The organism is Dietzia psychralcaliphila (assembly GCF_003096095.1).
Lineage (GTDB): Bacteria > Actinomycetota > Actinomycetes > Mycobacteriales > Mycobacteriaceae > Dietzia > Dietzia psychralcaliphila.
The window spans coordinates 2,172,571-2,198,820 of record NZ_CP015453.1; the positions used below are offsets into that span (position 1 = coordinate 2,172,571).

The window sequence follows — 26,250 nt, forward strand, 5'->3', positions numbered from 1 at the left end:
TGTCCGGGACGCGGACGGGCGTCCCGGGTGGCCGCTGAGGCCTTCCGTGGCGGCGAACTGGCCGGACACGGATTCGTCTGAGGGGGATGTACACGAGGTGATACCCACCGGGCCGACTCGATGTTGACCGACGACTACGGACGAGAACCACTCACGGGCACGACAATCCCAATTGACCACTCGCCGTTCGGCCGCTCCCGCCGGGACCGGCTCGCGAGCTACCGACCGCGAAGGCGGTCAGCGAACTGGAGATGTCTCGGGATGCGGGGACGACCGGGCGTCCGTGGCTTCGGCAAGCATACTACCCGTTGTCCATTTCCACGCGCGTCCCCCTCGCGAGTCCCACCGGCCGTGTCCGCATCTTCGCCGGCGGGCGGTAACCTACAGCCCACTGCGGCCACGCGGAGGGAGGTCCCATGTTCGGAACGATGCTCGACACCCCGTTACTCGTCTCCCGAATCCTCGAGCACGCCGCAGAACGCCACGCCAGCTCCACCGTCACCGGTTTCGTGGGTGACATGCAGCCGCGGACCACTCGGTTCGATGTGGTCGCCGCCAGGGCCGCCGCGACGGCCCACGCCCTCGCTGATCTCGGTGTGGGCGACGGCGACGTCGTGGCCGTCCTGTCCGGCAGCCGCACGGAGGTCGTGGAGTCGCTGTTCGCGATCCCGTCGATGGGTGCTGTCGTACTCGCGGTCAACATCCTCCGATCACGGTCCTTCCTCCTGGCGGCACTCCGCGACAACGACGTGTCCGTGCTGCTGGTCGATCCCGAGTTGATGTCTGTCGCGCTCGAGGTGGTCGCCGATCTGGAGCACGTGCGCCATCTCGTCGTCTTCGACAGTCACGTCCCCGGGCACATCGTCGACCACTCCGGGGACGATCACGACGTCGAGTTCCACGCTCTCGAAGCACTCCTCGACGGGCGACCCACCACCTACCCCTGGCCCGAACTGGACGAACGCACCGCCGCCGCGCTCGCGTACACCTCAGGTACCACCGGCCTGTCCAAGGCCGTGGCTTTCACCCACCGGTCGATCTGGCTGCACTCGATGGAGATGTGCATGGCCGAGAGTGCTGCGCTGCGGAGCGGTGACACGGTCCTGACGACGGTGCCGATGTACCACGTGCTGTCCTGGGGGCTGCCCTACGCCGCCTTCATGACCGGCGCGAGCCTCATCACTGCTCGGCCGCGACCGGGTCAGGCCATGCACACCGGACGCGACCTGGCCGAACTGCTGGCAACGTTCCGACCCAACAAGGTCGCGACCACACCCGCCTCGCTCCAGCGGCTCCTGCGACGCCTGGAGACCAACCCGCAACCACTCGGCCACCTGGGCGAGGTCCTGGTCGGTGGCTCCCCCGTTCCCGAGGCTCTCTTCGACGCCTTCGTCACACGTCACGGGGTCACCATCATGCAGGCCTACGGCCTCACCGAATCGAGCCCGATCGCCACCTTCGCCCGCGCCGACCCCCACTCGTCCGCTACCCACAGACGGGCTCAGATCCTCGGGCAGGGCAGGTTTCCCGCCGGTGTCGAGGCACGGGTCGTCGAGGCCGGGAGGATACTGCCGAATGACGGCTGGTCCGTCGGCGAACTGCAGATCAGGGGTCCGTGGGTCACCGCACGCTATCTGGGCGACGAGGCGACCGACCGGTTCGTCGACGGCTGGTTGCGCACCGGTGACATGGCCACCATCTCCCCCAGGGGCTACCTCGACGTGGTGGACCGGGTGGACGACATCATCGCCTCGGGGGGCGAGTTGATCTCCTCGGTGGAACTCGAACACGCCGTTCTGCGGGAAGAGCGGGTGGCGGACGCCGCGGTGATCGGGGTACCGGACGAACGGTGGGGCAACAGACCCCTGGTCCTGGTCCACCTCAAGCCCGGCGCAACGGCTACCGCGCGTGCGCTGTGGGAGGCGTTGGACGGGCATGTCGAACTGTGGAAGCGACCGGACCACTGGGCGTTCGTCGACGACATCCCCCGTACGTCGGTGGGAAAGTACGACAAGCGGGCGATCCGTTCGCTACACGCCGACGGGGCGTACCGGGTCACCACGATCTCGCCGGGTGCCACCAGCTGACCCTCACCTCCGTGGCGCGGAACTCACTCCCCGGTGAGAACGCGGGCACCCTCCGCGATCTGAAGATCCAGGACCTGCCATCCCTGGTCCTCGGCGTCCCCGCGCAGGTCCGCCGGGAGATCGGAGGTGCCCAGTACGAGTACGGTCGGGCCCGCTCCGGAGACGGTCGCTGCGAGTCCGCGGTCCCGTAGCCGGCCGATCCACTCTGTGGTGCCGACGAGTGCCGGGGCCCGGTAGGACTGGTGTAGCCGGTCCTCGGTCGCGGCCAGGAGGAATTCCGGGTGCGAGGCCAGCGCCACCGACATCAGTGCGGCGCGACTGGCGTTGAAAGCCGCGTCCTCGTGGGGGACCATCTCCGGCAGCAGTCCACGGGTCTGGGCTGTCGAGGAGGTCTCCGCCGGCACCAGCACGGTGGCGACGATCGTCGGATCGACATCCATGCGGACCGCCCTGTAGGTCACGGCGGTCGCGGATCTCTCGGTCCACGAGACCACGACGCCACCGAGGACGCTCGCCGCCGCGTTGTCGGGATGCCCCTCGAATTCGCTCGCGAGCTGCACCAGGTGCTCGTCGGTCAGCACGAGGCCCATGAGACCGTTCGCCGCGACCAGCCCCCCGACCGCGGCGGACGCCGAGGAACCGAGACCCCGCGAGTGCGGAATCGCGTTGGTGCAGGTGATCCTGACCCCGGGGGCACCCGCTCCGCCGGCCCGCAGGCCCGCCTCCACGGCCTTGGCCACGAGGTGTGAGGCGTCCGCGGGAACCTGGCCGGCACCCTCCCCCGACACCTCGAGCTCGAGCCCCGACCCGATCGTGGTCACCGTGATGGTGTCGTACAGACCCAGGGCCACACCGAGGGCGTCGAAACCCGGCCCGAGGTTGGCGCTGGACGCGGGCACCTCGACGGTCACCGACCGCCCGACCGGCAGGATGCGTCCCCCTGAGCTGCCGAACACCTCGGGACCGGAGCCGATCACGTCGCTCATTCCAGCCCGAGTGCGCCGGCGACGGCCGACGGATCCACCGGGATGGCCTCGACCTCGGGCATGCCCAGCAGCGCGGTGTCAGGGTCCTTGAGTCCGTTGCCGGTGACCGTACAGACGATCGTCTGACCGGCCTCGAGCTCTCCGTTGGCGTGCGCGTCGAGGAGCCCTGCGACTGACGCCGCCGAGGCCGGCTCCACGTACACGCCGTCCTTGCCCGCGACGGTGCGGTAGGCCTCGAGGATCTGCTCGTCCGTGCGCTTGCGGAACGTGCCACCCGACTCGTCGCGTGCGGTCACGGCGCCGTCCCACGACGCCGGGGCGCCGATCCGGATAGCGGTGGCGATGGTCTCCGGGTTCTTGACCGGTGCGCCGTCCACGAGGGGCGCCGCGCCCGCCGCCTGGACACCCATCATCCGGGGGCGCGCCGAGATGATCCCGTCAGCGTGGTACTCGCTGTACCCCTTCCAGTACGCGGTGATGTTGCCCGCGTTGCCGACCGGGAGGAAGTGCAGGTCGGGAGCCCGCCCGAGCACGTCGACGATCTCGAACGCGGCGGTCTTCTGGCCCTCGATCCGCACCGGGTTGACCGAGTTGACCAGACCGATCTCCGCGTAGGTCGCGGTGGTCTTGCGCGCCAACTCCAGGCAGTCGTCGAAGTTGCCGTCGACCTGGATGATCGTGGCACCGTGCATGACCGCCTGCGCCAGCTTGCCCGCCGCGATCTTGCCCTGCGGGATGAGGACGGCGCAGCCCATGCCCGCGCGGGTCGCGTAGGCGGCCGCCGAGGCGGAGGTGTTGCCGGTCGAGGCACACAGCACGGCCTTCTGTCCCCGCGCCCTGGCGTCGGTGACGGCCATGGTCATGCCACGGTCCTTGAACGACCCCGTCGGGTTGAGACCCTCGACCTTGAGGTAGACCTCGCACCCGGTGACCTCGGAGAGGTAGGGCGCCGGGAGGAGTGGGGTACCGCCCTCGAAGAGCGTCACCGGCTCCCAGGTGTCCCCGATCGGTAGCCGGTCGCGGTAGGCCTCGATGAGGCCGGGCCAGCGATGGTGCACGGGCTGGTGGGTGCTGCTCATTCGGTGTCCACTCCCTCGAGTCGGATGACGCTGGTGATGACCGAGACCGCGTCCTGGTCGGAGAGCGCGGCGACCGTGTCGGCCAGTGCGCGCTCGGATGCCCGGTGGGTCAGGACGGTGAGCTCGGCGGTGGGCTCGGCGTCGTCCATCTCCGACTCGGGGAACTCGACCTCGGTCTGGCGGACCTGCGCGATGGACACCCCGTGGCGCGAGAACTCGGCGGCGACCAGCGCCAGCACACCGGGCTTGTCCGCCACTCGCATCCGCACGTGGTATCGGGTGGAGACCTCGTCCATGGAGGCCACCGGGAGGGCCGCGTAGGTCGATTCGCCGGGCGCGCGGCCCGAGTCCACCTTGTTGCGCGCCGCGGCGACCATGTCGCCGAGGACGGCGGACGCGGTGGGGGAACCGCCGGCTCCCTGGCCGTAGAACATGAGCCGACCGGCCGCCTCCGCCTCCACCACGACAGCGTTGAAGGCGCCGTTGACGGTCGCGAGTGGATGGGTGTTGGGAAGCAACGCCGGGTACACGCGAGCCGACACAGCCTCGGTCCCGTCCTCCCGCTGCAACTTCTCGCAGATCGCGAGGAGCTTGATCGTGCAGTCCATGTCGCGGGCCGAGGCGAAGTCGTCGGGCGAGATCCTGGAGATCCCCTCCCGGTAGACGTCGCCTGCGGTCACGCGACTGTGGAACGCGATCGAGGCGAGGATCGCGGCCTTGGCCGCCGCATCGTAGCCCTCGACGTCGGCCGTCGGGTCGGCCTCCGCGTATCCGAGCCTGGATGCCTCCGCGAGGGTCTCCGCGTAGTCGGCGCCCGTGGACCCCATCGCGGAGAGGATGTAGTTGGTGGTGCCGTTGACGATCCCGAGGACCCGCTCCACCTGGTCGCCCGCCATGGAACGACGCAGGGGTCCGATCACCGGGATCGCACCGGCCACGGCCGCCTCGAAGTACAGGTCGGTGCGGGTCGAGTCCGCGGCCTCCGCCAGCTCGTCGGTGTATTCGGCCAACAGCGCCTTGTTGGCGGTGACCACGGCCTTGCCGTGGCGGAGTGCCTCCAGGAGGAGGGGCCGGGGCACGTCGATGCCGCCCATCAGTTCGACGACGACATCGACGTCCTCCCGCGAGACGAGCGACGCCGGGTCCGCCGTGAGGAGCTCGGGGTCCACCCCGCGGTCGCGGGTCAGATCGCGGACCGCGACTCCACGCAGAGCCAGGGGGGCTCCGATGCGGGCGGCCAGCGCCTCCGCGTTCTCCGTCATGTAGCGGATGACCTCGGTGCCGACGGTGCCCATTCCGAGCACCGCCACTCCCACGGGTCGCACGCCTGACGCCGTTGCGTCGCTCACTGTCCCACCTCCAGGCTCGTCAGATCGTCAAGGGTTTCACGTCGCAGCACCAGGCGTGCCCGTCCGTCACGGACCGCGACCACCGCCGGACGCCCGATCAGGTTGTACCGGCTCGACATCGAATAGCAGTACGCGCCCGTCGCCGCGACGGCCACCAGGTCTCCCGCCCCTACGTCCTCGGGCATCCACAGGTCACGCACCACCACGTCGCCGCTCTCGCAGTGCTTTCCCACCAGTCTCGCGACCACGGGCTCGGCAGACGAGGCGCGGCCCACCAATCGGGCGTCATACTCGGCGTCGTACAGCGCCGTCCGGATGTTGTCGCTCATCCCACCGTCGACGCTGATGTAGCGGCGGCTCTCCCCACCGGCGAGTTCCACGTCCTTGACCACGCCGACCTCGTAGAGAGTGACCGTGCCGGGGCCGGCGATCGCGCGACCGGGTTCGACCACCAGCGTGGGAGGCGCGAGTCCGACGTCCCGCGAGAAGCCGTCGACGATCTCCGTCAGCGCGGTGGCCAGTTGCGCCACCGGAGGCGGGTCGTCGGACGGGACGTAGCTGATGCCCAGCCCGCCTCCCAGGTCCAGGTGGTCCAGCTGGGCCGTGCGTTCCACACCGAACTCGTCGACGATGTCGCGCAGGAGACCGATCACGCGACGCGCCGCGAGTTCGAAGCCGTCGACGTCGAAGATCTGGGAACCGATGTGGCTGTGCAGGCCGGTGAGCCGGATGTGCGGTGCCTCGAACACCCCGCGGACGGCCGCCATGGCCGCCCCGCCAGCGAGGGAGAACCCGAACTTCTGGTCCTCGTGGGCCGTGGCGATGAACTCGTGGGTGTGCGCCTCGACGCCCACCGTCACCCGGATGAAGACGTCCTGGACCACGCCCTCCTCGGCGGCGATGCGGTCGAGCAACGCGATCTCGGACATGGAATCGAGGACCACGTGCCCCACACCGCTGCGCACGGCGAGCCGGAGTTCGTCGGCGGACTTGTTGTTGCCGTGCACCGTGATCCGAGCCGGCGGGAAGCCGGCGCGCAGGGCCACCGCGAGTTCGCCGCCGGAGGCGACGTCCAGGCTCAACCCCTCCTCCGCCACCCAGCGCGCCACCTCGGTGCACAGGAACGCCTTGGAGGCGTAGTGCACCCTGTCGGCGCCGCCGAAGGCCGCCGCCATCTCTCGGCAGCGGGAACGGAAGTCCTCCTCGTCGATCACGAACAGCGGGGTGCCGAACTCGGCCGCCAGCTCGTCCGCCGCGACCCCTGCGAACTCCACCACGCCGTCGTCGCGTCGGCCCGCACCGCGCGGCCAGACAGCCGGGTCCAGGGCCATCACGCCACCCGCGTCGGTGGGACGCTCGCCGATCCCGGGGGCGTGCGGGAACTCGTGCCGCGAACCGGCCGGGTGCGCGCTCACATCTTCTCCGGGGCGGTGACGCCGATCAGTCGCAGTCCGTTGGCCAGGGTCTGTCGGGTGGCCGAGCTCAGCGCGAGACGCGCGGCATGGAGGGGCCCTGCCTCCTCGTCGCCCATGGGCAGGACACGACAGGTGTCGTAGAAGCGGTGATAGGCGCCGGCGAGCTCCTCCAGATACCGGGCGACACGATGCGGCTCACGGAGTTCGGCCGCGCTCGCCACGACCCTGGGGAACTCTCCGATGGTCCGGATGAGCGCGCCCTCCCGGTCCTCGACCAGGAGTGCGAGGTCGGCGGCGTCCGTCGTGACGCCCAGGTCGGCGGCGTTGCGGGCCAGGGAGCACAGTCGAGCGTGCGCGTACTGCACGTAGAAGACCGGGTTGTCGTTGGTCGCCGAGGTCCACAACTGCAGGTCGATGTCCATGGTCTGATCCACCGAGGAGCGGATGAGCGCATACCGCGCGGCGTCGACCCCGATCGCATCCACCAGGTCGTCGAGCGTGATGACGGTTCCGGCGCGCTTGCTCATCTTGACCGGGACGCCCTCCCTCACGAGGCTCACCATCTGACCGATGAGGACCTCGATCGTCGCGGGATCGTCTCCCAGCGCCGCTGCCGCAGCCTTGAGCCGCGCGATGTAGCCGTGATGATCGGCGCCGAGCATGTAGATGCACAGGTCGAATCCGCGGTCCCGCTTGTCCAGGAAGTAGGCGATATCACCCGCGATATACGCCGCGTTGCCGTCGGACTTGAGGACCACGCGGTCCTTGTCGTCCCCGAAGTCCGTCGAGCGCAGCCACCAGGCCCCCTCGGACTCGTACAGGTTCCCGTTGCCCTTGAGGACCTCGATCGCCCGGTCGACGGCTCCGGAGGTGAACATCGAGTTCTCGTGGGTGTAGACGTCGAAGACCGTCCCGAACTCCGCGAGCGAGGCCTTGATGTGGGTGAACATCAGGTCGACACCCTCGGCGCGGAACGTCTCGAGCGCCTCGGCCTCGGGCTGCTCGAGGACATCCGGGTGATCAGCGACGACCCGGGCGGCGATGTCCTCGATGTACGCACCTGCGTATCCGTCCTCGGGCGTCGCCTCGCCTCGGGCGGCGGCGGCCAGCGACCTGCTGAAGCGGTCGATCTGGGCGCCGTGGTCGTTGAAGTAGTACTCCCGGGTGACAGCTGCGCCGGAGGCCTCCAGGACGCGCCCGAGGGCGTCACCGACCGCCGCCCAGCGGGTACCACCCAGGTGGATGGGGCCGGTCGGGTTGGCGGAGACGAACTCGAGGTTCACGCGTCGACCGGCCATCGCGTCCCCGGTGCCGTACGCCTCGCCCTGCTCGATGACCGAGGCCACCAGCGACCCCTGCGCCCCGGAGTCGAGGCGGATGTTGAGGAACCCGGGGCCGGCGATGTCCGCCGACGCCACGCCGGGATCCGCGGCGAGCGCGGTGGCGATCTCCTGCGCCAGCTCTCGCGGGGCGGCTCCGACCTTCTTGGCCAACTGCAGAGCGACGTTGGTCGCGTAGTCGCCGTGTTCCGGGTTGCGTGGACGTTCGACGGTCACCGTGTCCGGCACCACCGAGATGTCGGCTCCGCGCTCGGTGAGAACGGTGATGAGTGCGGCACGGATGACGGCGGCGAGGTCGGCGGGAGTCACGTCTTCCTATCCTAGGTGTCAGCACGTCGGCAGGGGAATCGGACACCTCCCCGCCCCTGAACCGACGGACCGTTCGGGGCCGATGCGGTCACGGCCCCACCCCGGTGCTACGATCGGTCTCGCTGTTCAGCAGGGCGGTTCAACGCAGTCGCCCCGCGATCAGCCTCCGGCCCCGACGGGCCGGTATCCCGCCCTCGTAGCTCAGGGGATAGAGCGTTGGTTTCCGGTACCAAAGGTCAGGGGTTCGATTCCCTTCGGGGGCACCACGAGAGCAGGGCCCGGGCTTCACAGCCCGGGCCCTGCTCTGATTTACGGCCTACGTTTCCGGCGGGTCTCCCGACCCGGGCAGCTGGCCCGACCCGGTCAGCTCGGCAGAGTGATCCCGTCGACGTCACCGATGCGGGTGACGACCCGCTCGAAGATCTCGGTCAGCGTGCCGATCTCATCTTCGGTGAGGACGTCCACGAGTAGCTCTCGCACCTTCGCGACGTGCATGGGGGCCACCCTGGCGATCGCCTCGGCCCCCTCCTTGGTGAGGGTGACGATCGTTCCACGGCCGTCCTCCGCGCACTCTCCCTTGGCGACCAGGCCACGACCCTCCATCCGCCTGACCTGATGCGACACGCGGCTGCGATCCCAGCCCAGGGCCGCACCCAGATCACGAGCGCGTAGACCCCGGCCGTCCGCCTCGCTGAGGCTGACCAGCACGGAGTAGTCGGACTGGGACATCGACGCGTCGCGTTGGAGCTGTCGCTCGATAGCGAGATCGAGCAGCTGATTGACTTCCCTGTACCGGCGCCACATGCACTGCTCTTCATCGCTCAACCAGCGTGTCTCGCTCATGGGGCTATTACAGCACGGCGCCCGGCCGCTGCGTCCTTCAGCCACCGGTCCGTCGTCGACCGCGTGGCCCGCCCTCAGTCCCGGGTCGCACGGGACCTACGCATGACATGGGTGCGGGCACTCCCGACTCCCGCGAATCGAGAGCGGTCGCACGTGAGGACGATTACCTGTGACGTAGCCGCCGCGGCGGCGATGACCGCACCCATCGTGAGGCGCCGGGAAGGGTCGGTGTATCCCATCGTGTCGTCGAGGAACACCGGGACTCCGTTGTCCCCCACGAGCCTCGCGCAGGCTATGCGGACGATCACCGCCAGCTGTTCCCGGGCACCGCCCGACAGGGAGTCGTAGTCGACGGTGACGTCGCCGATCCTCCGGCTGAGAATGGTGAGGTCCTCCCCCAGTCGCACGTCGAAGTCGCGTCCGTAGACCAGCCGCCCGAGCTCGACTACCGCCCGGTGGAAGGGTTCCTGGTACGCCCGAAGTGCCTCGGACCGGCGCTGTTCGAGGGTTCGGTGGAGCAGATCCGCCGCGCGGGCCCGCCGCCACAGCGCATCGTTCTCCCTCTGCGCCGCCTCGACCTCGCGATCCGCCACCGCGACGTCCCCGAGTCGGCCCTGGTCGCTGATCGCGTTCACGCGACCGAGTGCCGTGGCCACAGCCGAGGCGCTCTCCCGCTCCTCTGCCTCTAACACGGCCAGCGACGCCCTCGCGTTCTCGAGCAGCTCCGGAGGGGCGTCGGCGAGCGCCTCGTCCAGTCTGGACCGCGCCTGATCCGCGGTCTCCCGTGTGGAGTCCACCACGACCCTCGTCCGCTCCACCGCGGCCGCGAGCTCCTCGTCCGGTGCGATGTCCCTCGCCGCGGCGAGAGCGTCCTCGCAACCCTGCAGGCGCTCTGCTGCCTCAGCGGCCAACGCGTTACGGGTGGCGAGGTCGGTCCTCAGTGTCTCGGCCTCGGCCGAAGCCGCCCGATCCTCCGCGCGGCACCTGGCCAACTCCTCCTCTGCCAACTCCTCCTCGGTCGAGGCCGACTCCGCTGCCGGATCCGGGACGGCCCCGGCCCCCGGGTCACCGGTTCCACCGGGTTCCCTTGTCGACTCCTCGGACGCCTCTCCCTCCGAGTCCACCGCCGCGGCGAGTGTCGCCCGTCGTCGCGTCAGATCCTCGGGGGTGTCCCCGTGGAGTAGATCCGTCCTGCGTCGCCTGTGTGATGCGATGTCGGCACGAAGTGCCTCCGCTCGCCGTTCACGCCTCTCCGCCTCGGCCAGCGAACCGACACCACACTCCCGGAGAATCGCGTCGAGGCGGACCCTGGCCGTCGACTCAGCGCGGCGGACCGCGTCCGTGTCGCCGGCGGGGACGACGGTCAGGGACACCTTGCCCACCTCGAACACCGTGTTCTCGACGATCTCGCGCTCCCATCCCTCGGAGGCGTCGATCGTCTCGTCTCCGACTCGGGCCAGGCCCTCGCCGGCCACCGCCACTCTCGGGGCGCTGGCCGCGCTCCTGACAACGGCTTCACGCAGGGCCGAGTCCGCGGCGCGGATGCGGTCGACGGCCCCGCCGGGGAGGTCGGCATCCGCGAGTTCCGCCTCCTTCTCGGCGAGTTCCGCCCCGACGGCCCCGAGGGTCTCGAGGAGGGAGTCGAGAGCAGACAGATCCGCGCGACGCCGCGCCTGCTCCCGCGCGTCCCGTTCCGCATCGACACGTGCGCGCGCAGTGGAGACCCGTCGCTCGGCGGCCTCCAGAGCGGCCCGCGCCACACCGGCCCTCACCTCGGCAGGCTCCAGTCTCCGCGCCGCCGCCGCCGTGGCCTCTCGTAGCTCGGCTCCCCTGACCTGTTCCTCATCGCGACGCGCGACGAGGACTGTGCGCTCCCGGTGGAGGCGGTTCTCTGCGTCGTGCGCCACCGTGGCGCGATCGACCTCCACCTCCGCCACCCGTAGGGCGTCGCGGGAGTCGGCGACCGTTCGACCGGCCTCCTCCAGCCGCGCCACCTCCGACTCGATAGCGACCAGTGACGATCGCCTGCTGGAGTGGGCTGCGGTCTGTTGTGCGTGCTCGGTCACCGCGGCATCGAGTTCGGACAGCTTCGCCCTGGCGTCGTCAAGGCTCGCGCGGGCGTCTGCGAGCCGGGACTCGGACCGCGCCAGGTCACCGGTGGGCTCGCCACGTCGCGCCGTCAGGTAGCGGTTGCGTTCCTCAGCGACACGCGTGACCAGGGTGTCATCGCCGGTGGGATCGGCCCCGCCGGCCGCGGTGTCCAGGGCTCGCCGCAGCGATTCCATCCCCTTCCCCGCCTCGACCTGACCGATGGGCTCGTCCTGGGCGATCCGCAGGGCCCTCCACAGGGATCGATCCACCCTGCGGTCGAGAAGGTCCCGCACGTAGTCATGGGCGTCGTCGCCCGTCAGCGCCACCTTCGCGGACTCCGGGAACTCGAGCGATGTGCGCTTTCCACGCACGAACTCCTTGCGGTACCGCATCCTCTCCCGGTCGATCGTGAACTCCGCCTCCACGACCACGGGGACGTCACGCCCCACGGGACTCGCGGCCTTGATCTCCGCTCTCCCGGACGACGCCTTGTGTTCGAGGAGCATCTCCAGCGCGTCCATGAGGCTCGTCTTCCCCGACTCGTTGGGGCCCTCGATCACGAAGACACCACGAGGGGGCATGTGCACCTCTTCCCGGTCGACACCGCGGAAGTCCTGGATATCCAGCCGGTGAAGGATCACCGCACGCCTCCGTCCACGAGCCTGTACAGCAGGCTGAGAGCATTGCCCGCGTCCTCGGTGCCCGACCCGTTCGAGGCGGCCATCTCGACGAGATCCTCCACCGCGCGCCCGGCGTACCCGTCGACCAGGTCGGTGAAGTCGGAGTCCTCGGCGCGGACCACGAGATGGGTGAGCCGCTCCCTCAGGTACGCGGCCGCGAACAACGCCGCCCACGTCTCCAGCAGGTCGTCGATCCTGGCGCGCAGTGAGACCCCCACGGTCCCGGTGAGCCCGAGCTTGAGGACCGTCCTGGGCTTGTCCTCGACCGCCTCGACTCGCTCCGCCAGCACATCGAGGTCCGAGTCGGTCTCGATCTCCGCGTTGATCGCGAGAAAGGACCACCGCCCGGTCCGCACGGGCGTGACCACGCAGCCACCCGGGTCCCCGACAGGGCTCCGCTTTCCGAGCTCGACGAGCAGGGCGTGCCCGGATTCTCTCTCCACGTCGTCGAACGCCGTCGTCTCGGGGCTTCCCGAGAACCAGATCCTGTCGCCGGAACCGACACGGGTGACCGAGTGCCTGTCGCCGAGTGCCACGTAGTCCAGGTGGCCCGCCCCCACGGCGTGCTCGAGCTCCTCGACGCGGATCGCCTCCACGGACGGCGAGTCACCGACGTAGACCTCGTCCGTGCCGCCGTGCGCGAGCAGGATCCGCAGGGAGTCGGTCGGCCCCAGCTCGGCGAGTAGCGCTGGGAGGCGGGCGGGATCCGGACGCTTGGAGGTCCACGGGACCCCGACCACCTCGACGCCGGGGCGCACCTCGACCGGATCGGAGTCGCCGATGACGGTGACGACTCCGCCGTCCACCGCCGATGAGAAATCCCGGCACCGGAGTACCGACGACACGTCCAGCGGGTCGTGGTTCCCGGGGAGGATCAGTACGGGTACCGGGAACGCGGCGAGGACCTCCGCCGCGCGGAGCACGACCGATCGTGGAACCGCGTTGTCCTCGAAGGCGTCGCCCGCGACCACCACGAACTCCGCCCCGTGTTCGATGGCGAGGTCTCCCAGTGACGCGACCGCCGCGAGCCGGTCCGCGGTGTACACCGCCTGCGACTCGGTCCCGAGGAACCGTCGCGTCATCCCCAGTTGCCAGTCTGCCGAGTGGAGGAATCGGATCATGTGGCCGTCCCGTCGCCTGTCCATGGCCGCATCGTAGGTCGGGGCTCCGACATCGCCGCGGCGGGCTCCTCGCCGGGTGTGCTGCTCACCCCGACCGGTACCGGGTGAAGGCGTCGAGGAAGTCCTCGAGGTCGGCCACCACGCGCAGTTGCTCCAGTGGGTCCCCGGTCGCCGCCGCGGCGAGCCTCCTGGTGACCGGCGCGTCCAACAGGTCCTCCAGTCCCGCCGGGTCGGGGGCGGGAACGGTCGGGAGGAGCGGATCCCGGCCCCACAGGCTCTCCTCGACATCGAATGCGACGGTCCCGTCGTCCCCGTCGCCCGTTCCGGCAAGCACCGCGCCCAGCGTGTCGGCGCGAAGTCCGCGAAGTGCGAACATCACCTGCGGCGCGGCGTCCCACCACTCCACGAGTACGTGTGCGGCGGCGAGCACGTGCCGGCACGGGCCGGGCTGAACCGGACACCGGCAGGAGTGCCTGGTGGCTCCGTGGACCGCCGGGAGCAGCAGGAACCCGACTGTGTCGGAGAAGTCGCCGGACAGCGCCCCCAGGACTCCGCCGTCCTCGCGACGCAGCGCCGAACGAAGCGCATCGGTGTCGGTCCCGTCGAGCGGGGCGAACTCGAACTCCACCGTGAACGGTTCCGGCTGGCTACCGGCGACGTCGCACCGCACGATCCGGCCGGAGTGTTCCAGCGAGAGCACTTTTCTGTTGCGTGCGTCCTTGCGGCCGAGGAAGACGTCGCTGCGGCCCACTCCGGACTCGAGGTCCGAGGACCACCGCCGACTCCACATGTGAGCCCCGAAGGGCCCCGCCATCGACCTGGTCGGGATCCCGTCACGCCCGCTCACGGTTCGTCACTCCCCTCATCTGCCAGGGCCACGAGTGCGGCCAGGTCGGTATCGGTGAGTTCTGTCAGTACACCGGCGAGAGGGCCCAGCGTGAGATCCGCCAGCTCGCGTTTGGACTCGAGCAGCTCGTCGATCCGGTCCTCCACCGTGCCCGGCGCGACGAGGGTCCGGACCTGTACCACCCGGGTCTGCCCGATCCGGTGCACCCGGTCCGTCGCCTGGTTCTCCACCGCGGGGTTCCACCACCGGTCCAGATGTACCACGTGATTGGCCTCGGTCAGGGTCAGCCCGGTCCCACCCGCCCGGAGAGAGGCGAGCATCAGAGGCGGGCCGTTCGCGCTCTGGAACTCCTCGACCATCGAGGCCCGACCGGCCGCGGTGACACCACCGTGGAGGAATGGGACACCGGTCGCCGCCCGGCGCTCCAACAACGGCAGGATGAGATCCCCGAAGGCCCGGTACTGCGTGAACAACAGGACCTTCTCCCCCGCGTCGAGGATCTCGGTGAGGACCTCGTCCAGCGCCGCGAGTTTGCCGGACCGGTGCCGCCCACCCCGTAGCAGGGAGGATCCGTCGCCGAGATAGTGCGCCGGGTGGTTGCAGACCTGCTTGAGCGCGGTGAGACCGGACAGGATCGCGCCCTTCCGCGCCGCGCCCTGGGATTCCTTGACCTGCTCCATCATGTCCTCCACGACCGCCTGGTAGAGGGTCGCCTGCTCACGGGTCAGGGGCGAGTCGACACGGATGTGTAGCTTGGCCGGCAGATCGGCGGCCACCAGCGGGTCCGACTTGAGACGGCGCAGGACGAACGGGGCCGCCAGGGCCCGCAATCGGGTGGCCGCGGCCTCGTCCCTGTGGGACTCGATGGGGACGGCGAACCGCGCGCGGAACGTACTCGCCGAGCCGAGCAGGCCCGGGTTGGCGAAGTCGAGCACCGCCCGCAGTTCGTCCAGCCGGTTCTCCACCGGGGTCCCGGTGAGCGCGATCCGGTGCCGCGCGGGAATCGACCTGATCGCCCGGGCCACCGCGGTGGACGGGTTCTTGACCGTCTGTGCCTCGTCGGCGACCAGGCGTCGCCAGCTCACCCCGGTGAGCAGGTCGACGTCACGCGCCGCCGTACCGTACGAGGTGAGGACGAGGTCCGAGTCCGCCATCCGGTCTGCCGCGCCCTCCCCTCGGTCACGTCCCTGACCGTGGTGGACGTGGACGCGCAGTTCCGGCGCGAATGTCGACGCCTCGCGGGCCCAGGTGGACACCAGGGTCAGGGGTGCCACCACGAGGGTGGGTCCGGATCGCCCGCCCACGTATTCGGCCGCGGTGAGCGCGAGGACCTGCATGGTCTTGCCGAGCCCCATGTCGTCGGCGAGGACCGCCCCGGTATCGGCCCGCGAGAGCGCCGCGAGCCACCTGACCCCGTCCATCTGGTACGGCCGAAGTGTGGCCCGGAACCACTCCGGGAGTACCACCGGGGACGACGACGAGGGGATCCAGTCGAGGGTGGAGGGCGACTCCACCTCGACGCCTACGGCATCCTCGGACATCAACGCCCCGACCAGGGCGGGTGCGGTCATCCGCTGCCCACGCCGGGCGGCGAGGAAGCGGGCCGCCCGCCGGAGCGCACCCGGGTCCGCCCGGACCCACTGGCCGCGGAGCTTGACCAGGTCCGAGGCCGCGTCGAGCAGCATCCGGGCCTCGGTGGCGTCCAACGGGCTGTCGTCGACGACCATCTCCCAGTCCACATCCGCCAGCTGTTCGAGCCCCAACCGGTGTCCCGAGTCCACCGATTCGGTCCCGGGCTCCTTGACGGCCACCCTGACCGCGGTCCTGATCCTCGTCCAGGCCCTGGGCAGGAGCACCTCGACACCACGGCCGCGGAGCGCCTCCACCCCCTCGTCCACAAGATCGACCACGAGGTCGGTCGGCATGAGCAGATCGGGACCGCCGGCCGCCTGCGTGGCGCGCGTCAGCGGCGGCCACGAACGGACGGCGCGGTCCACGACGTCCTGTACCGGTCCGGCGACCGAGGAGGAGTCGGCCAGGTCGGAGAACGGTCGGAGGGAATCGGCGCCCGTCCGGACCAACACCTGCAGCCGCCAGAACACGCGGGCTCCCCGGGACTCCTCACCCGCGGGGCCGTCGACCGCGTCCCGATCCACCGAGCTGTGCACCGCGTCGCTGTCCACCGCGTCGTCTCCGGACGGTTCGACCACCCGGAACACCACTTCGACGTCCTTCGCCGCGGCCGCCCGGCCGAACTCCCCGACCGCATCGGCCAGGCCCTGCCCACCCGATGCCACCTGTCCGCCGGTGACCAGCGCGTCGCCGAGGTCACTGTGGCGATCAGCCGCCAGAGGGGCCAACGCCGCCCGGGCGTGGTGGTCCGCCAACGCCGACAGGAGCCGGACCAGCTCCTCGCGGGTGGCGACGAGCCCGTGACTGCGCTGCAGGCTCTCCGTGGTCCACGCCCCGATCACCGGTGAGGCGACCAGATCCCAGGAGGCCTCCCACCCCCCGTCCCGTCGGGTGAGGCACGGAACCACGTGGCCCGCGGAGACGAGGGCCGCGACACCCGAGGACAGCGCGGAGAACGATCGAAGGCCGGGCCCGACCCACTGGTCCTCGGTCCCGAGCAGGCGACACAGATCGATCGCGGCGCCGACGGAGATCCGGATCCCGGGCACCGTCGCCGATCTGGCCCTCCCGTCCACCACGGCGCGGACGCCGATCCGGTGGGAGAGCTTGTACCCGGCGAGGAATTCCACCACCTGGTCCGGCGCTCCGGCTCGGGCCACGGCCGTCACGGAGGCGGCCGGCGCGACGGACTGCGGCCGGCGCAGCCCCGTATCGCACCACAACCCCATGACCCCGGACTGCCACACGGCGTGGAGGCGCGGATCGGCGGAGGGGGTCACGACGACATGAAAGCATGCCCGTCGGACACGGCAGGGAGTGCGGGGCCGAGCCCGGGCCCCGACGGTCTCTCCCCACCCTGATTCCCCACACCCCGTGGCGCCTCCACAGTCCCGGATCGCCGGCCCCTGTCCACCGGGCCACCGGGCGGACACGGACCCCATAATCGCCCCGTGAACAACCACTCACCACCCGGACTCCGCCCCGAGGAGTCCGGGCGGGTCATCCCTCCGGTGGGGCCTAGGGCGCTCGGCCTCGCGCTGGCGGTGGTGGCGGCGATCTGCGCGGTGCTGTGGTGGGCCGAGCCGCGGACCTCGGCTCCGGGCAGCCCGGGACGGGATCGCATCGAACCCCTGCTCGCGCAGGTCGACGTGGTGCCCGAGCGGGTCCCGGTCCCCGGCTACGAGCGCGACTGTTCCGGGGATTCGGCATGCGTGTTCGGTCCTGCCTGGACTGACACGACCGGAGCGCCGGGCTCAGGTAACGGCTGCTCGACGCGTCACGACGTGTTGGCCCGCGACCTGCTCGGTGCCACGGCGGATCCGGCCTCCCGGTGCACCGTCATCGGGGGGCTCCTCGTTGACCCCTACACCGGACGGGTGGTGGACGTGGGCGGCACCGGGCTCAGGGGGATCCACGTGGACCATGTGTTCCCCCTCTCCGCGGCGTGGGACCTGGGTGCCTGGAACTGGTCGGCCGAGCGGCGGGCGGCGTTCGCCAACGACGTCGACCGCAACCTCCTCGCCGTCACCGGTTCGGTGAACAGCAGGAAGAGCGACTGGACCCCGGAGAACTGGTTTCCCCCCGACCCCGGCCGGCACTGCTTCTACGCGGCCAGGTATCTCACCGCTGCGGTGGCGTACGGGCTGCCGGTGACCGCCGGGGACCACGACGTGTTGGAGTTAGCGGTACGCCGCTGCCCTCCCGGCGGGTAACGGCGGGAGGGCAGCGGCGACAGCGTGTGTCCGGGACGTTCGTGGTCCGTGACCAGGTTAGTCCCGGTCCGAGTCAGTTCCGAGCCGAGTCAGTACTTGTCCGGGTCGGCACCGGTCCGGGTCGGTATCGGTTCGACTCAGTACCGGTCCGAACCGCCGCCCGAACGGCCGCGGAAGCCGCCACCGCGGCGATCGTCGCCGTCGCCGCCCCGCCGGAACCCTCCACCGCGCTCGCCGCGACGGTCGTCGTCCCGGCCGCCACGATCGCCGCGATCGCTCCCGCGGGGACGACCACCACGGTCGTCCCTGGACGCGGACGGACGACCGGCGGGAGGACCGGAGTCCGGCCGGATGTCGATCTCCGAACCCGCCACCCGGATTCCCCGCATCGATTCGACCTGATCCCGGGACAGATTCGCCGGGAGCTCCACGATCGTGTGGTCGAACCGGATCGAGATGCGTCCGATGTCGCCCCCGCTGAGACCGGCCTCGTTGGCGAGCGCACCCATGATCGACCCGGGCTTGACGTTGTTGCGCTTGCCCACGGCGATCCGGTACTGCGCCATGTCCTTGCCGCCTCGCGACGGCCGGGGACCGTCGGAGAAGTCGCGGCCCGGACGCTCGCGCCGGTCATCCCGCCGGGAGTCGCGCCGATCGTCCTGACGCGCCGGCCGCACCGGTCGCTCCGGTTCCCGCATGAGGAAGTCGGCGGAATTACGGGACTGCGTGGCGAGAGCGGCGGCGATATCCGCCATCGAGACGGAGTGCTCGTTGGCGTACTCCTCCACCAGCCGGCGGAACATCGCCAGGTTCGGATCATCGAGGCTCTCGGTGATCGACTGGCCGAACTTGGCCATCCGCATCTCGTTGACATCATCCACGCTCGGAAGCTGGATCTCTGTCAGCGGCTGACGCGTGGCCCGCTCGATCTGTGAGAGCATGCGACGCTCCCGCGGGGTGACGAACAGCAACGCCTGCCCGCTGCGGCCGGCGCGGCCCGTACGGCCGATCCGGTGCACGTACGACTCGGTGTCGTGCGGGATGTCGTAGTTGACCACGTGGCTGATCCGCGACACGTCGAGTCCACGGGCGGCCACGTCCGTAGCCACGAGGATGTCGGTACGGCCGTCCTTGAGCGCCTCGATCGTCCGCTCGCGGAGATTCTGCGGGATGTCGCCGTTGATCGGCGCAGCCGAGAACCCGCGCGCCCGAAGCTTCTCCGCGAGCTCCTCCGTGGCCGACTTGGTCCGGACGAACAGGATCATCGCGTCGAAGTCCTCGACCTCGAAGATCCTCGTCAGGGCGTCGAGTTTGTCCCGGTGATTGACCAGGACGTAGCGCTGATGGATGTTCGGGGCGGTGGAAGTCTTGGACGCGACCTTCACCTCCGCCGGATCGGTGAGGTACTTCTGTGAGATCCGGCGGATCGCGGCCGGCATGGTCGCCGAGAACAGCGCGACCTGCGTGGTCTGCGGGGTGTCCGAGAGGATCCGCTCGACGTCCTCCTGGAAACCCATCGCGAGCATCTCGTCGGCCTCGTCCAGGACGAGGTGACGCAGACCCGACAGGTCGAGCGTGCCCTTCTTGAGGTGGTCGATCACGCGGCCGGGCGTGCCGACGATGATCTGTGCACCCCGACGCAGACCGGACAGCTGGATCCCGTAGGCCTGACCGCCGTAGATCGGCAGCACGTTGACCTGCGGCATGTTGGCGGAGTAGGTGATGCACGCCTCGGCGACCTGGAGCGCGAGCTCACGGGTGGGGGCGAGCACGAGCGCCTGGGGGCTCTTCACCGCCGGGTCGATGAGCGAGAGGATCGGCAGGGCGAAGGCCGCCGTCTTACCGGTACCGGTCTGTGCCAATCCCACGACGTCACGGCCCGCCATCACCATGGGGATGATTGCCGCCTGGATGGCGGAGGGGACCTCGTAACCGACGTCCTTGACCGCCTGGGCCACGGCCGGCGCGAGCCCCATGTCGGCGAACGTGACAGTGGGACTGTCCGCGTTCTCCTCAGCGGGGGCGCGGTCGTCCGTCTTCACCTCGGCGGGAGCGCGATCGTCCGTCTTCTCGGCGGCGGGGGCGCGGTCGTCCGTCTTCACCTCGGCAGGCGTACGGTCGACAGTCTCCTCTTCGGCGGGCGGCTCTCCGACCGTCGGCTCCTCGGCGGGCACCTCTAAGGCGGCCTCGGCGGGGGCCGAGTCGTCCGCCCCCTCGGCGGCGGGCTCGGTGGTGTCTGGGGTACTGGCGGCGGTCTCGACCTCGTCGCCGGCAGTGGCGGTACGGTCCTCGTTATCGTTGCTCATGAGGTGACTCATGCTACGGCGTCGGAGGCCCCATACGCGACACGACGACGCAGGTCACTCCCCCGACGTTCCCCGGACCAGGTGTTCGTGGGTCTCCCTGGCGAACAGCCACGGGACCACGGCGGCCAGCAGCAGACCACCCGAGAGAACGAATCCGGCGGTGTAGCCGAACAGGTCCACGACGATTCCCACCAGCACCGGACCGAGGATCGCCCCGGAGTCACTGGCCATCTGGAAGGTCGCGAGCACCTTTCCACCCGCCCGATCAGCTCCGATCACATCTGCGACCGAGGCCTGTTGCGCCGGGTTGAGCACCCCCGCTCCCATTCCCGCCACGACCGACGCCGCCACGAGGAGCGGAACGGTGTCGCACCAGCCCAGGACGAGTGTCGACACCCCGGACACCAGCAAACCCCCGATCACCAGGGGGCGACGCCCGTATCTGTCGGACAACCAACCCGCTACAGAAATTACGGCCGCGGTGCCCACGGCGAAGGAGGCGAGGGCGGTACCGGCGATCCCCGGCCCGGCGTCGAAGTTGGCGGCGGCGAAAAGGGGCACGATAGCCACCCGTACACCGAAGGAACTCCAGCCGTTGACGAAGCTGGACACGAGCGCGGCGCGGTACCCGCTGTGGCGCAACGCCTCGCGCACCGGCAACGCTTCCTGTTCGGGCAGCCCGTCGTCCGCCGAGGGACGGCGTCCGCCACGGAGGAAGACCGCCACCACTCCGGTCGCCACGAGCAGCGTGAAGGAGTAGACGAAGAACGGCACCCGCATACCGAATTCGGCGAGGAGCCCGCCGAGGACCGGTCCGCCGATGTTGCCCAGGAGGAACGCCGTGGCGTACAGACCAGCGATCCGCCCTCTCGCCCCCGGTGGCGAGAGGCGGGTGAGCAGCGCCATGGCGGAAATAGTGAACATGGTCGACCCGAGCCCGCCGAGCCCGCGGAACACCAACAACTGCCAGTAGCTCTGGGCGAGCCCGGTGGCCAGAGTCGAGACCACCACGATCAGCAGCCCCGACATGTAGACCCAGCGTTCCCCCAGTTTGTCCACGAGGAACCCGCCGGCGGGAGCGAAGACCAGGCGGAAGAATGCGAAGGCGCTCACCACCACCGACGCGGCTGTCACCGAGACGTCGAAGCTCCGCGCGTACTGCGGGAGAACCGGGGCCACGAGGCCGTAGCCGATCGCGACGGCGAAGGCCGCGGCGACCAACACCCACACGTCGGCGGGTAGCGGTGTGCGCGGTTGCGCGGTCCGGCTACCGGAGAAGGGGCCCCTCACGCCGATCCGAGCACGCGGGCGAGCACATCCGCACCGAAGTGCAGCGCGTCGACGGGAACCCGCTCGTCGACGGCATGGAAGTGGCCGAAGACGTCGAACTCGTCCGGCACCCTCAGCGGGACGAAACCGTACCCGTGGATCCCCAGGGGTGCGAGGTGTTTGTTGTCCGTGCTCGCCGGCAGGAGATAGGGCACGACGAGCGCATCGGGGTCCGACTCGCGGACGGCCTCCCGGATGACGGAGACCAGTGGATCGTCTGCGGGCGCGGCGATCGGCGGTTGCCAGATCCAGTCAACCGTCACGTCGGGACCGAGTTCCCGTTCGATCTCGGCCCGGAAGGTGTCCTCGCCACCGGGCAGGACACGGCAGTCGATCTCCGCGAACGCCTCGGTGGGGATGACGTTGGTCTTGTATCCGGCGGACAGGATCGTCGGCGAGGCGGTGTGCGAGAGCGACGCCTCGACGAGCGGCCCGAAGTGACCGAGCACCCCCAGGTGCGAGGGCAGCTCCGCGACGTCCCCGCTCGCCCCCGCGATCTTGCCGACCGCCGCGGCCAGCGCGGTGTTGGCCTCGGTGGGGGCCACCGGGAAGTCCAGGCTCGAGACCCGGTGGACGGCACCGGCGATCGCGGCGACCGCGTTGTCCGGGGTCGGGCGGGACGCGTGCGCAGCTGTCCCCTTGGCACTCACCCTCGCCCAGGCGACACCCTTCTCCGCGACAGCGATCGGGTAGAGCCGACGCCCCGCCACCGGAACGGACCAACCCCCGACCTCGCTGAGTGCGTGGGTCATGCCGTCGAAGATCTCGGGGCGTTCCCGCACCACCCACTGCGCTCCCATGGTGCCCGCGGCCTCTTCGTCCGCGAAGAAGGCGAGCAGTAGGGGTCTGCGCGGCACGATTCCTTCACGGCGGTAGAGACGCACCACGGCGAGCATCATGCCGATCATGTTCTTCATGTCCACGGTGCCACGGCCGTAGAGCCAGCCTTCGCGGATCTCCCCCGCGAACGGAGGGACGGTCCAGTCCTCGGCGACCGCGGGCACCACGTCGACGTGCCCGTGTACGACCAGGCCGCCGGCGCCGGCGTCCGACCCGTCGACGCGGGCGAAGAGGCTGCCGCGACCGGGCACGGATTCCACCAGCTCGCTCGGGATCCCCACCTCGTCGAGGTATTCCGCGATTCTTCGGCACACGCGGGTCTCGCCGTCGCCGATCGTCGCCGGATCGCCCGTGTTGGTCGAGTCGATGGACACCAGGTCAGCTGTTATCGAGACGGCCTCCGAGTGCAGGAGCTCCCGCTGCTCGTCGGTCATCGGCTCGGTGTCCGTCATCCGAAGCACTTCCCTTCACCACGGTAGGTGGGCCAGCGGTCCACCACTGCGGGCCCCTGTGCAGTCTCGTCCACCACGTGGAGCGTGTCGAACCGCTCGCAGACCTCCCCCGCCTTCGCGTGCCGCCACCAGGCGCGGTCACCTATCGCCACCTCCCCACGCATGGGGGTCTGGACCTCACCCGCGCCTTCCCTTCCCAGGTAGCGCAGGCCCGTCGGGCGGGCGGGCACGGGCAGCCTGTCGGGTCCCGGCACCCCGGACGCTACGTAACCGCCGTAGAGGAAGGTCGTGAGACCACGAGCCGGGGTCCGGACGGCGGGAAGCGCGAAGAACAGCGACGGGCGCGGCCTGAAGGTGCGGTAGTGGTCGAACAACCCCGGCACGTAGAGACCGGAACCGGCGGTGACCTCGGTGACGGCCGGGTCCGCGGCGCTCTCGGCGATCGACCCGGAGCCACCCGAGTTGACGATCTCGGGGCGCTCCCCGGTCACATCGGCGATCACCGCGGCAACGGCCTCGCGTATCCCGATGAGACGACGCATGGACAGCGTCTTGACCAGGCGGACACCCCGGATGTCGTCGGGGACACCAGCGACCTGCGCCTCGTAGAACATCGCCCCCACCACCTGGAACCCCATGTCCACGGCTCGACGGACCAGCGGCTCGACGTCGGCCGGACCACGTAGCGGCGAGCGCCGGACGCCCAGGTGGATCGGGCCGAGCCTGAGCGAGGCGTCCACGTCGACGCACACCCTCGCGCCGCCCGCCCCAGACCCGCGCGCGATCTCCAACTGGCGCACGTCGTCGATCATCAGGGTCACCGCTGCCAGAGCGGTCGGATCCGCTCCCAGCCGCGCGAGGGCGGCACGGTCGACCGTCGGATACCCGAGCAGGACGTCGTCGCACCCGGCACCCACGAGCCACAGTGCCTCGGCGAGCGAGTAGGCCATTATCCCGCGGACCGTGTCGTCACCTCGGAGCTCCGGACCCAGGACCTCCTCGAGCACACCGCGCGATCGCACGGACTTGCTGGCGATGCGGATCCTTGTCCCACCGGCTCGTCGCCTGAGGTCCGCCAGGTTCGCGCGCAGGGCGGGCAGGTGGAGTGCGGCGATCGGCGCGTCGAGTCCCGAGGTGGCGTCCTCGACGTCGTCCAGGTCACCGGGCTCCTGACCGCCCACCGGCCTAGTCACCATCGATCGGACGCGCGTCCGCAACCACGAGGTCGACCGCCCGGTGGAGGAGTGCGATCGCCTCGTCGTCGTCCCGGCATATCTGCCAGCGAAGTCCGATGCCCGCCACCGTGCCCTCGACGACGCGCACCATGTCGTCCAGCCCCATGCCCCAGCGCATGCCCGCGGACTGGGCGGTCCGCTCGAGGACCGAGCGGATGATCTCCTCGTTGGACTCCTGCTGGTGACGGGCCAGCCCGATCTCGGGTGAACCGTGGGTACGCAGCGAGTAGGACACGATCTCGTAGGTGAGGAGCTGTCGGTCAGGCGAGGCGGAGATGACCGCCCAGATGAGGTCGATGGCTTCGTAGAGCCTTCGCCTCAGACCCTCCCGGCCGCGGGCGCCCGAGTCGAAGTCGACGTTGATGAACGCTCTCGCCGCCTGGTGCACTTCGAGGTTGACCGCGCCGATCACCTCGCGGAGGAGCTCTTCTTTATCGGTGTAGCAGTAGTGGACGACGCCGAGCGAGACCCCGGCGCGCTCGGCGACGCCACGAACGGTCACCGCACCGAGCCCGTCGTGTTCGGCGATCTCCAGGGCTGCCCGGAGGAGCTGCGCTCTGCGCTGATCGGATGGAAGGCGTCTGGTCACCCGTCCATGGTACGACGGCGACGACGAGGTGGGCACCGCTCACCGTGATGTCACCTGGGCACACCGGGCTCCGAGCGCGCTATCAGGTCAGTCGTCCGGGACGGTCCCCCAGACGCGTTCATGGGGGTAATCTCGGCAGCCATGACGACCTCGACCACACCGTGGCAGAACTGGGCCGGAAACGTCATCGCCTCTCCATCCGGCCGCTCCAACCCCACGACCGTCGCGGAGGTCACCGAGGTCGTGACGGCCGCCGCGGAGCGGGGCTCCCGGGTCAAGTGCGTGGGCGCCGGCCATTCCTTCACCCCCGCCGCGTCGACCGACGGGGTCCTGATCTCACTCGACGACCTGACGGGGATCGAGTCGATCGTCCCGACCCGTGACCCCGACGGGCACGTCGACGGTGCGGACGTGACGGTCTGGGCGGGCACGCGGCTACACCAACTCGGCCCCCTGCTGTGGGACCTCGGGCTGGCGCAGCCGAACCTCGGCGACTTCGCTGAACAGTCTCTGGCGGGGGCCGTGTCCACGGGCACCCACGGCACTGGCCGCGACGCGGTCGGGATGCCGGCCACCGTGGTCGGTCTGCAACTCGTCGCCGCGGACGGTTCGGTCCTCAACTGTTCGCGCGGGTCGAATCCGGAGGTGTTCGAGGCGGCTCGACTCGGGATCGGTGCGGTCGGGATCATCACCAAGATGACGATCCACTGTGTCCCGGCGTTCGTACTGAGCGCCGAGGAACACCCGTGGACCCTCTCCGCCGCGCTGGCTGATCTCGAGGGTTTCTCGAGATCAGCGGACCACGCCGAGTTCTTCTGGTTCCCCCACACGGACGCCGTCACTGTCAAACGGAACACCCGCCTACCGGGTGACGCCGAACTCCGGCCACTGGGCCGGTTCCGCGAGCTCGTCGGCGACGAGTTCCTGTCCAACGAGGCGTTCGGCGCGCTGTGCCGCACCGCCGCACGCCGGCCGTCGATGACACCACGGATCAATCGCTTCGCCGCCAGGGCGATGTCTGCTCGTGCGTACACCGATCGCAGCTACCGGGTCTTCGCCTCCCCGCGGCGGGTCCGCTTCCGCGAGATGGAGTACGCGGTCCCGGTCGCCGCGGCCGCAGGCGTGTTGGGCGACCTGCGCGACATGATCGACCGCTCGGGAATCGTCACCCCGTTCCCCGTGGAGGTCCGGTTCGCGGCTGCGGACGACGTCTGGATGTCAACCGCCCACGAGAGGGACGTCTGCTACGTCGCGGTCCACCAGTTCCATCTGATGGACCACACCGAGCTCTTCCGGTCCGCCGAGGAGATCTTCCTCGCCGCGGACGGTCGGCCCCACTGGGGCAAGATGCACACCCGGACGGCGTCCGACCTCTCGAACACGGTCCGGCATTTCGATGACTTCGTCTCCGTGCGGGACCGCCTGGACCCGGACCGCGTCTTCGCGAACGAGTACACCGAACGTGTCCTTCCGTAGGAGGCGCGACCACCTGATTCTCCGTACCGTG

At 70.0% G+C, this 26,250-nt stretch carries 18 protein-coding genes and 1 tRNA gene; 4 read left to right on the plus strand and 15 right to left on the minus strand.

Translation table 11 applies throughout. The features are described from left to right. Positions 1–416 precede the first annotated feature (416 nt). A complete protein-coding gene (locus A6048_RS09970; RefSeq protein ID WP_107747329.1) occupies positions 417–2,087 on the plus strand; it encodes an AMP-binding protein in 1,671 nt (556 codons plus the stop codon). A gap of 23 nt (positions 2,088–2,110) precedes the next feature. On the opposite strand, the gene thrB is transcribed toward A6048_RS09970, so the two are convergent. The 5 genes from thrB to argS are packed head-to-tail and all read right to left on the minus strand — an operon-like array spanning position 2,111 to position 8,565. After that, complete coding sequence (thrB, locus tag A6048_RS09975; protein ID WP_107747328.1) at positions 2,111–3,073, minus strand: homoserine kinase; 963 nt, start codon at positions 3,071–3,073, stop codon at positions 2,111–2,113. Beyond that, entirely contained in the window at positions 3,070–4,152 is a 1,083-nt protein-coding gene (thrC, locus tag A6048_RS09980; RefSeq protein WP_107747327.1) for a threonine synthase, read from the minus strand. The genes thrB and thrC overlap by 4 nt, the downstream gene beginning before the upstream one ends. Continuing rightward, the gene (locus A6048_RS09985; protein WP_107747326.1) at positions 4,149–5,501 is read right to left on the minus strand and encodes a homoserine dehydrogenase; all 1,353 of its coding nucleotides are present in this window, start codon (positions 5,499–5,501) and stop codon (positions 4,149–4,151) included. Before A6048_RS09985 ends, thrC begins: the two co-directional genes overlap by 4 nt. Beyond that, a complete protein-coding gene (gene lysA / locus A6048_RS09990) occupies positions 5,498–6,916 on the minus strand; it encodes a diaminopimelate decarboxylase (RefSeq protein WP_107747325.1) in 1,419 nt (472 codons plus the stop codon). Before lysA ends, A6048_RS09985 begins: the two co-directional genes overlap by 4 nt. Continuing rightward, positions 6,913–8,565, minus strand: a complete 1,653-nt coding sequence (argS, locus tag A6048_RS09995) for an arginine--tRNA ligase (RefSeq protein WP_107747324.1) — start codon at positions 8,563–8,565, stop codon at positions 6,913–6,915. The genes lysA and argS overlap by 4 nt, the downstream gene beginning before the upstream one ends. Before the next feature lie 190 nt (positions 8,566–8,755). Between argS and A6048_RS10000 the strand changes: the two genes are divergently transcribed. Next, positions 8,756–8,831 (plus strand) — tRNA-Arg (locus A6048_RS10000). Positions 8,832–8,928: 97 nt separating this feature from the next. Here A6048_RS10000 and A6048_RS10005 read toward each other — a convergent pair. The 5 genes from A6048_RS10005 to A6048_RS10025 form a co-directional block, all read right to left on the minus strand. Then, the gene (locus A6048_RS10005) at positions 8,929–9,408 is read right to left on the minus strand and encodes a MarR family winged helix-turn-helix transcriptional regulator (RefSeq protein WP_235027511.1); all 480 of its coding nucleotides are present in this window, start codon (positions 9,406–9,408) and stop codon (positions 8,929–8,931) included. A gap of 74 nt (positions 9,409–9,482) precedes the next feature. Continuing rightward, on the minus strand, positions 9,483–12,140 hold the full coding sequence (locus A6048_RS18785) for an AAA family ATPase (RefSeq protein WP_107747323.1): 2,658 nt from the start codon (positions 12,138–12,140) through the stop codon (positions 9,483–9,485). Then, positions 12,137–13,324, minus strand: coding sequence for a metallophosphoesterase family protein (locus A6048_RS10015; protein ID WP_107747322.1), 1,188 nt, complete (start codon positions 13,322–13,324; stop codon positions 12,137–12,139). The genes A6048_RS18785 and A6048_RS10015 overlap by 4 nt, the downstream gene beginning before the upstream one ends. A 61-nt stretch (positions 13,325–13,385) precedes the next feature. After that, positions 13,386–14,147, minus strand: a complete 762-nt coding sequence (locus A6048_RS10020; protein ID WP_235027513.1) for an SWIM zinc finger family protein — start codon at positions 14,145–14,147, stop codon at positions 13,386–13,388. After that, on the minus strand, positions 14,144–17,059 hold the full coding sequence (locus A6048_RS10025) for a DEAD/DEAH box helicase (protein WP_235027514.1): 2,916 nt from the start codon (positions 17,057–17,059) through the stop codon (positions 14,144–14,146). Before A6048_RS10025 ends, A6048_RS10020 begins: the two co-directional genes overlap by 4 nt. Positions 17,060–17,230: 171 nt before the next feature. On the opposite strand from A6048_RS10025, the gene A6048_RS10030 reads away from it, so the two are divergent. After that, the gene (locus A6048_RS10030; protein ID WP_107747320.1) at positions 17,231–17,992 is read left to right on the plus strand and encodes an HNH endonuclease family protein; all 762 of its coding nucleotides are present in this window, start codon (positions 17,231–17,233) and stop codon (positions 17,990–17,992) included. Between the two features lie 137 nt (positions 17,993–18,129). On the opposite strand, the gene A6048_RS10035 is transcribed toward A6048_RS10030, so the two are convergent. Genes A6048_RS10035 through A6048_RS10055 form a run of 5 tightly spaced genes read right to left on the minus strand, consistent with a single transcriptional unit; the run spans position 18,130 to position 24,743 of the window. Further along, the gene (locus A6048_RS10035) at positions 18,130–20,298 is read right to left on the minus strand and encodes a DEAD/DEAH box helicase (protein ID WP_107747319.1); all 2,169 of its coding nucleotides are present in this window, start codon (positions 20,296–20,298) and stop codon (positions 18,130–18,132) included. A 54-nt stretch (positions 20,299–20,352) separates the two neighbouring features. After that, positions 20,353–21,588 carry an MFS transporter gene (locus tag A6048_RS10040; protein ID WP_107747318.1) on the minus strand — a complete coding sequence of 412 codons (1,236 nt, stop codon included), beginning with the start codon at positions 21,586–21,588 and terminating at the stop codon, positions 20,353–20,355. Continuing rightward, on the minus strand, positions 21,585–22,919 hold the full coding sequence (locus A6048_RS10045; RefSeq protein WP_107747317.1) for a M20/M25/M40 family metallo-hydrolase: 1,335 nt from the start codon (positions 22,917–22,919) through the stop codon (positions 21,585–21,587). The genes A6048_RS10040 and A6048_RS10045 overlap by 4 nt, the downstream gene beginning before the upstream one ends. Then, on the minus strand, positions 22,916–24,115 hold the full coding sequence (locus A6048_RS10050) for an alanine racemase (RefSeq protein ID WP_107747316.1): 1,200 nt from the start codon (positions 24,113–24,115) through the stop codon (positions 22,916–22,918). Before A6048_RS10050 ends, A6048_RS10045 begins: the two co-directional genes overlap by 4 nt. Further along, complete coding sequence (locus tag A6048_RS10055; RefSeq protein WP_107747677.1) at positions 24,105–24,743, minus strand: TetR/AcrR family transcriptional regulator; 639 nt, start codon at positions 24,741–24,743, stop codon at positions 24,105–24,107. Before A6048_RS10055 ends, A6048_RS10050 begins: the two co-directional genes overlap by 11 nt. 141 nt (positions 24,744–24,884) lie before the next feature. Between A6048_RS10055 and A6048_RS10060 the strand changes: the two genes are divergently transcribed. Beyond that, on the plus strand, positions 24,885–26,219 hold the full coding sequence (locus A6048_RS10060) for a D-arabinono-1,4-lactone oxidase (protein WP_107747315.1): 1,335 nt from the start codon (positions 24,885–24,887) through the stop codon (positions 26,217–26,219). The last annotated feature ends 31 nt before the right edge of the window (positions 26,220–26,250 follow it).

What these genes read in the sequence shown, in the direction of transcription:
- A6048_RS10035 (WP_107747319.1), bottom strand. Translation starts at nt 20,298, where the DNA reads ATGAGCAACGATAACGAGGACCGTACCGCCACTGCCGGCGACGAGGTC.
- A6048_RS10045 (WP_107747317.1), bottom strand. Translation starts at nt 22,919, where the DNA reads ATGACGGACACCGAGCCGATGACCGACGAGCAGCGGGAGCTCCTGCAC.
- thrC (WP_107747327.1), bottom strand. Translation starts at nt 4,152, where the DNA reads ATGAGCAGCACCCACCAGCCCGTGCACCATCGCTGGCCCGGCCTCATC.
- A6048_RS09970 (WP_107747329.1), top strand. Translation starts at nt 417, where the DNA reads ATGTTCGGAACGATGCTCGACACCCCGTTACTCGTCTCCCGAATCCTC.
- A6048_RS10015 (WP_107747322.1), bottom strand. Translation starts at nt 13,324, where the DNA reads ATGGACAGGCGACGGGACGGCCACATGATCCGATTCCTCCACTCGGCA.
- A6048_RS10060 (WP_107747315.1), top strand. Translation starts at nt 24,885, where the DNA reads ATGACGACCTCGACCACACCGTGGCAGAACTGGGCCGGAAACGTCATC.
- A6048_RS10050 (WP_107747316.1), bottom strand. Translation starts at nt 24,115, where the DNA reads ATGGTGACTAGGCCGGTGGGCGGTCAGGAGCCCGGTGACCTGGACGAC.
- A6048_RS10005 (WP_235027511.1), bottom strand. Translation starts at nt 9,408, where the DNA reads ATGAGCGAGACACGCTGGTTGAGCGATGAAGAGCAGTGCATGTGGCGC.
- thrB (WP_107747328.1), bottom strand. Translation starts at nt 3,073, where the DNA reads ATGAGCGACGTGATCGGCTCCGGTCCCGAGGTGTTCGGCAGCTCAGGG.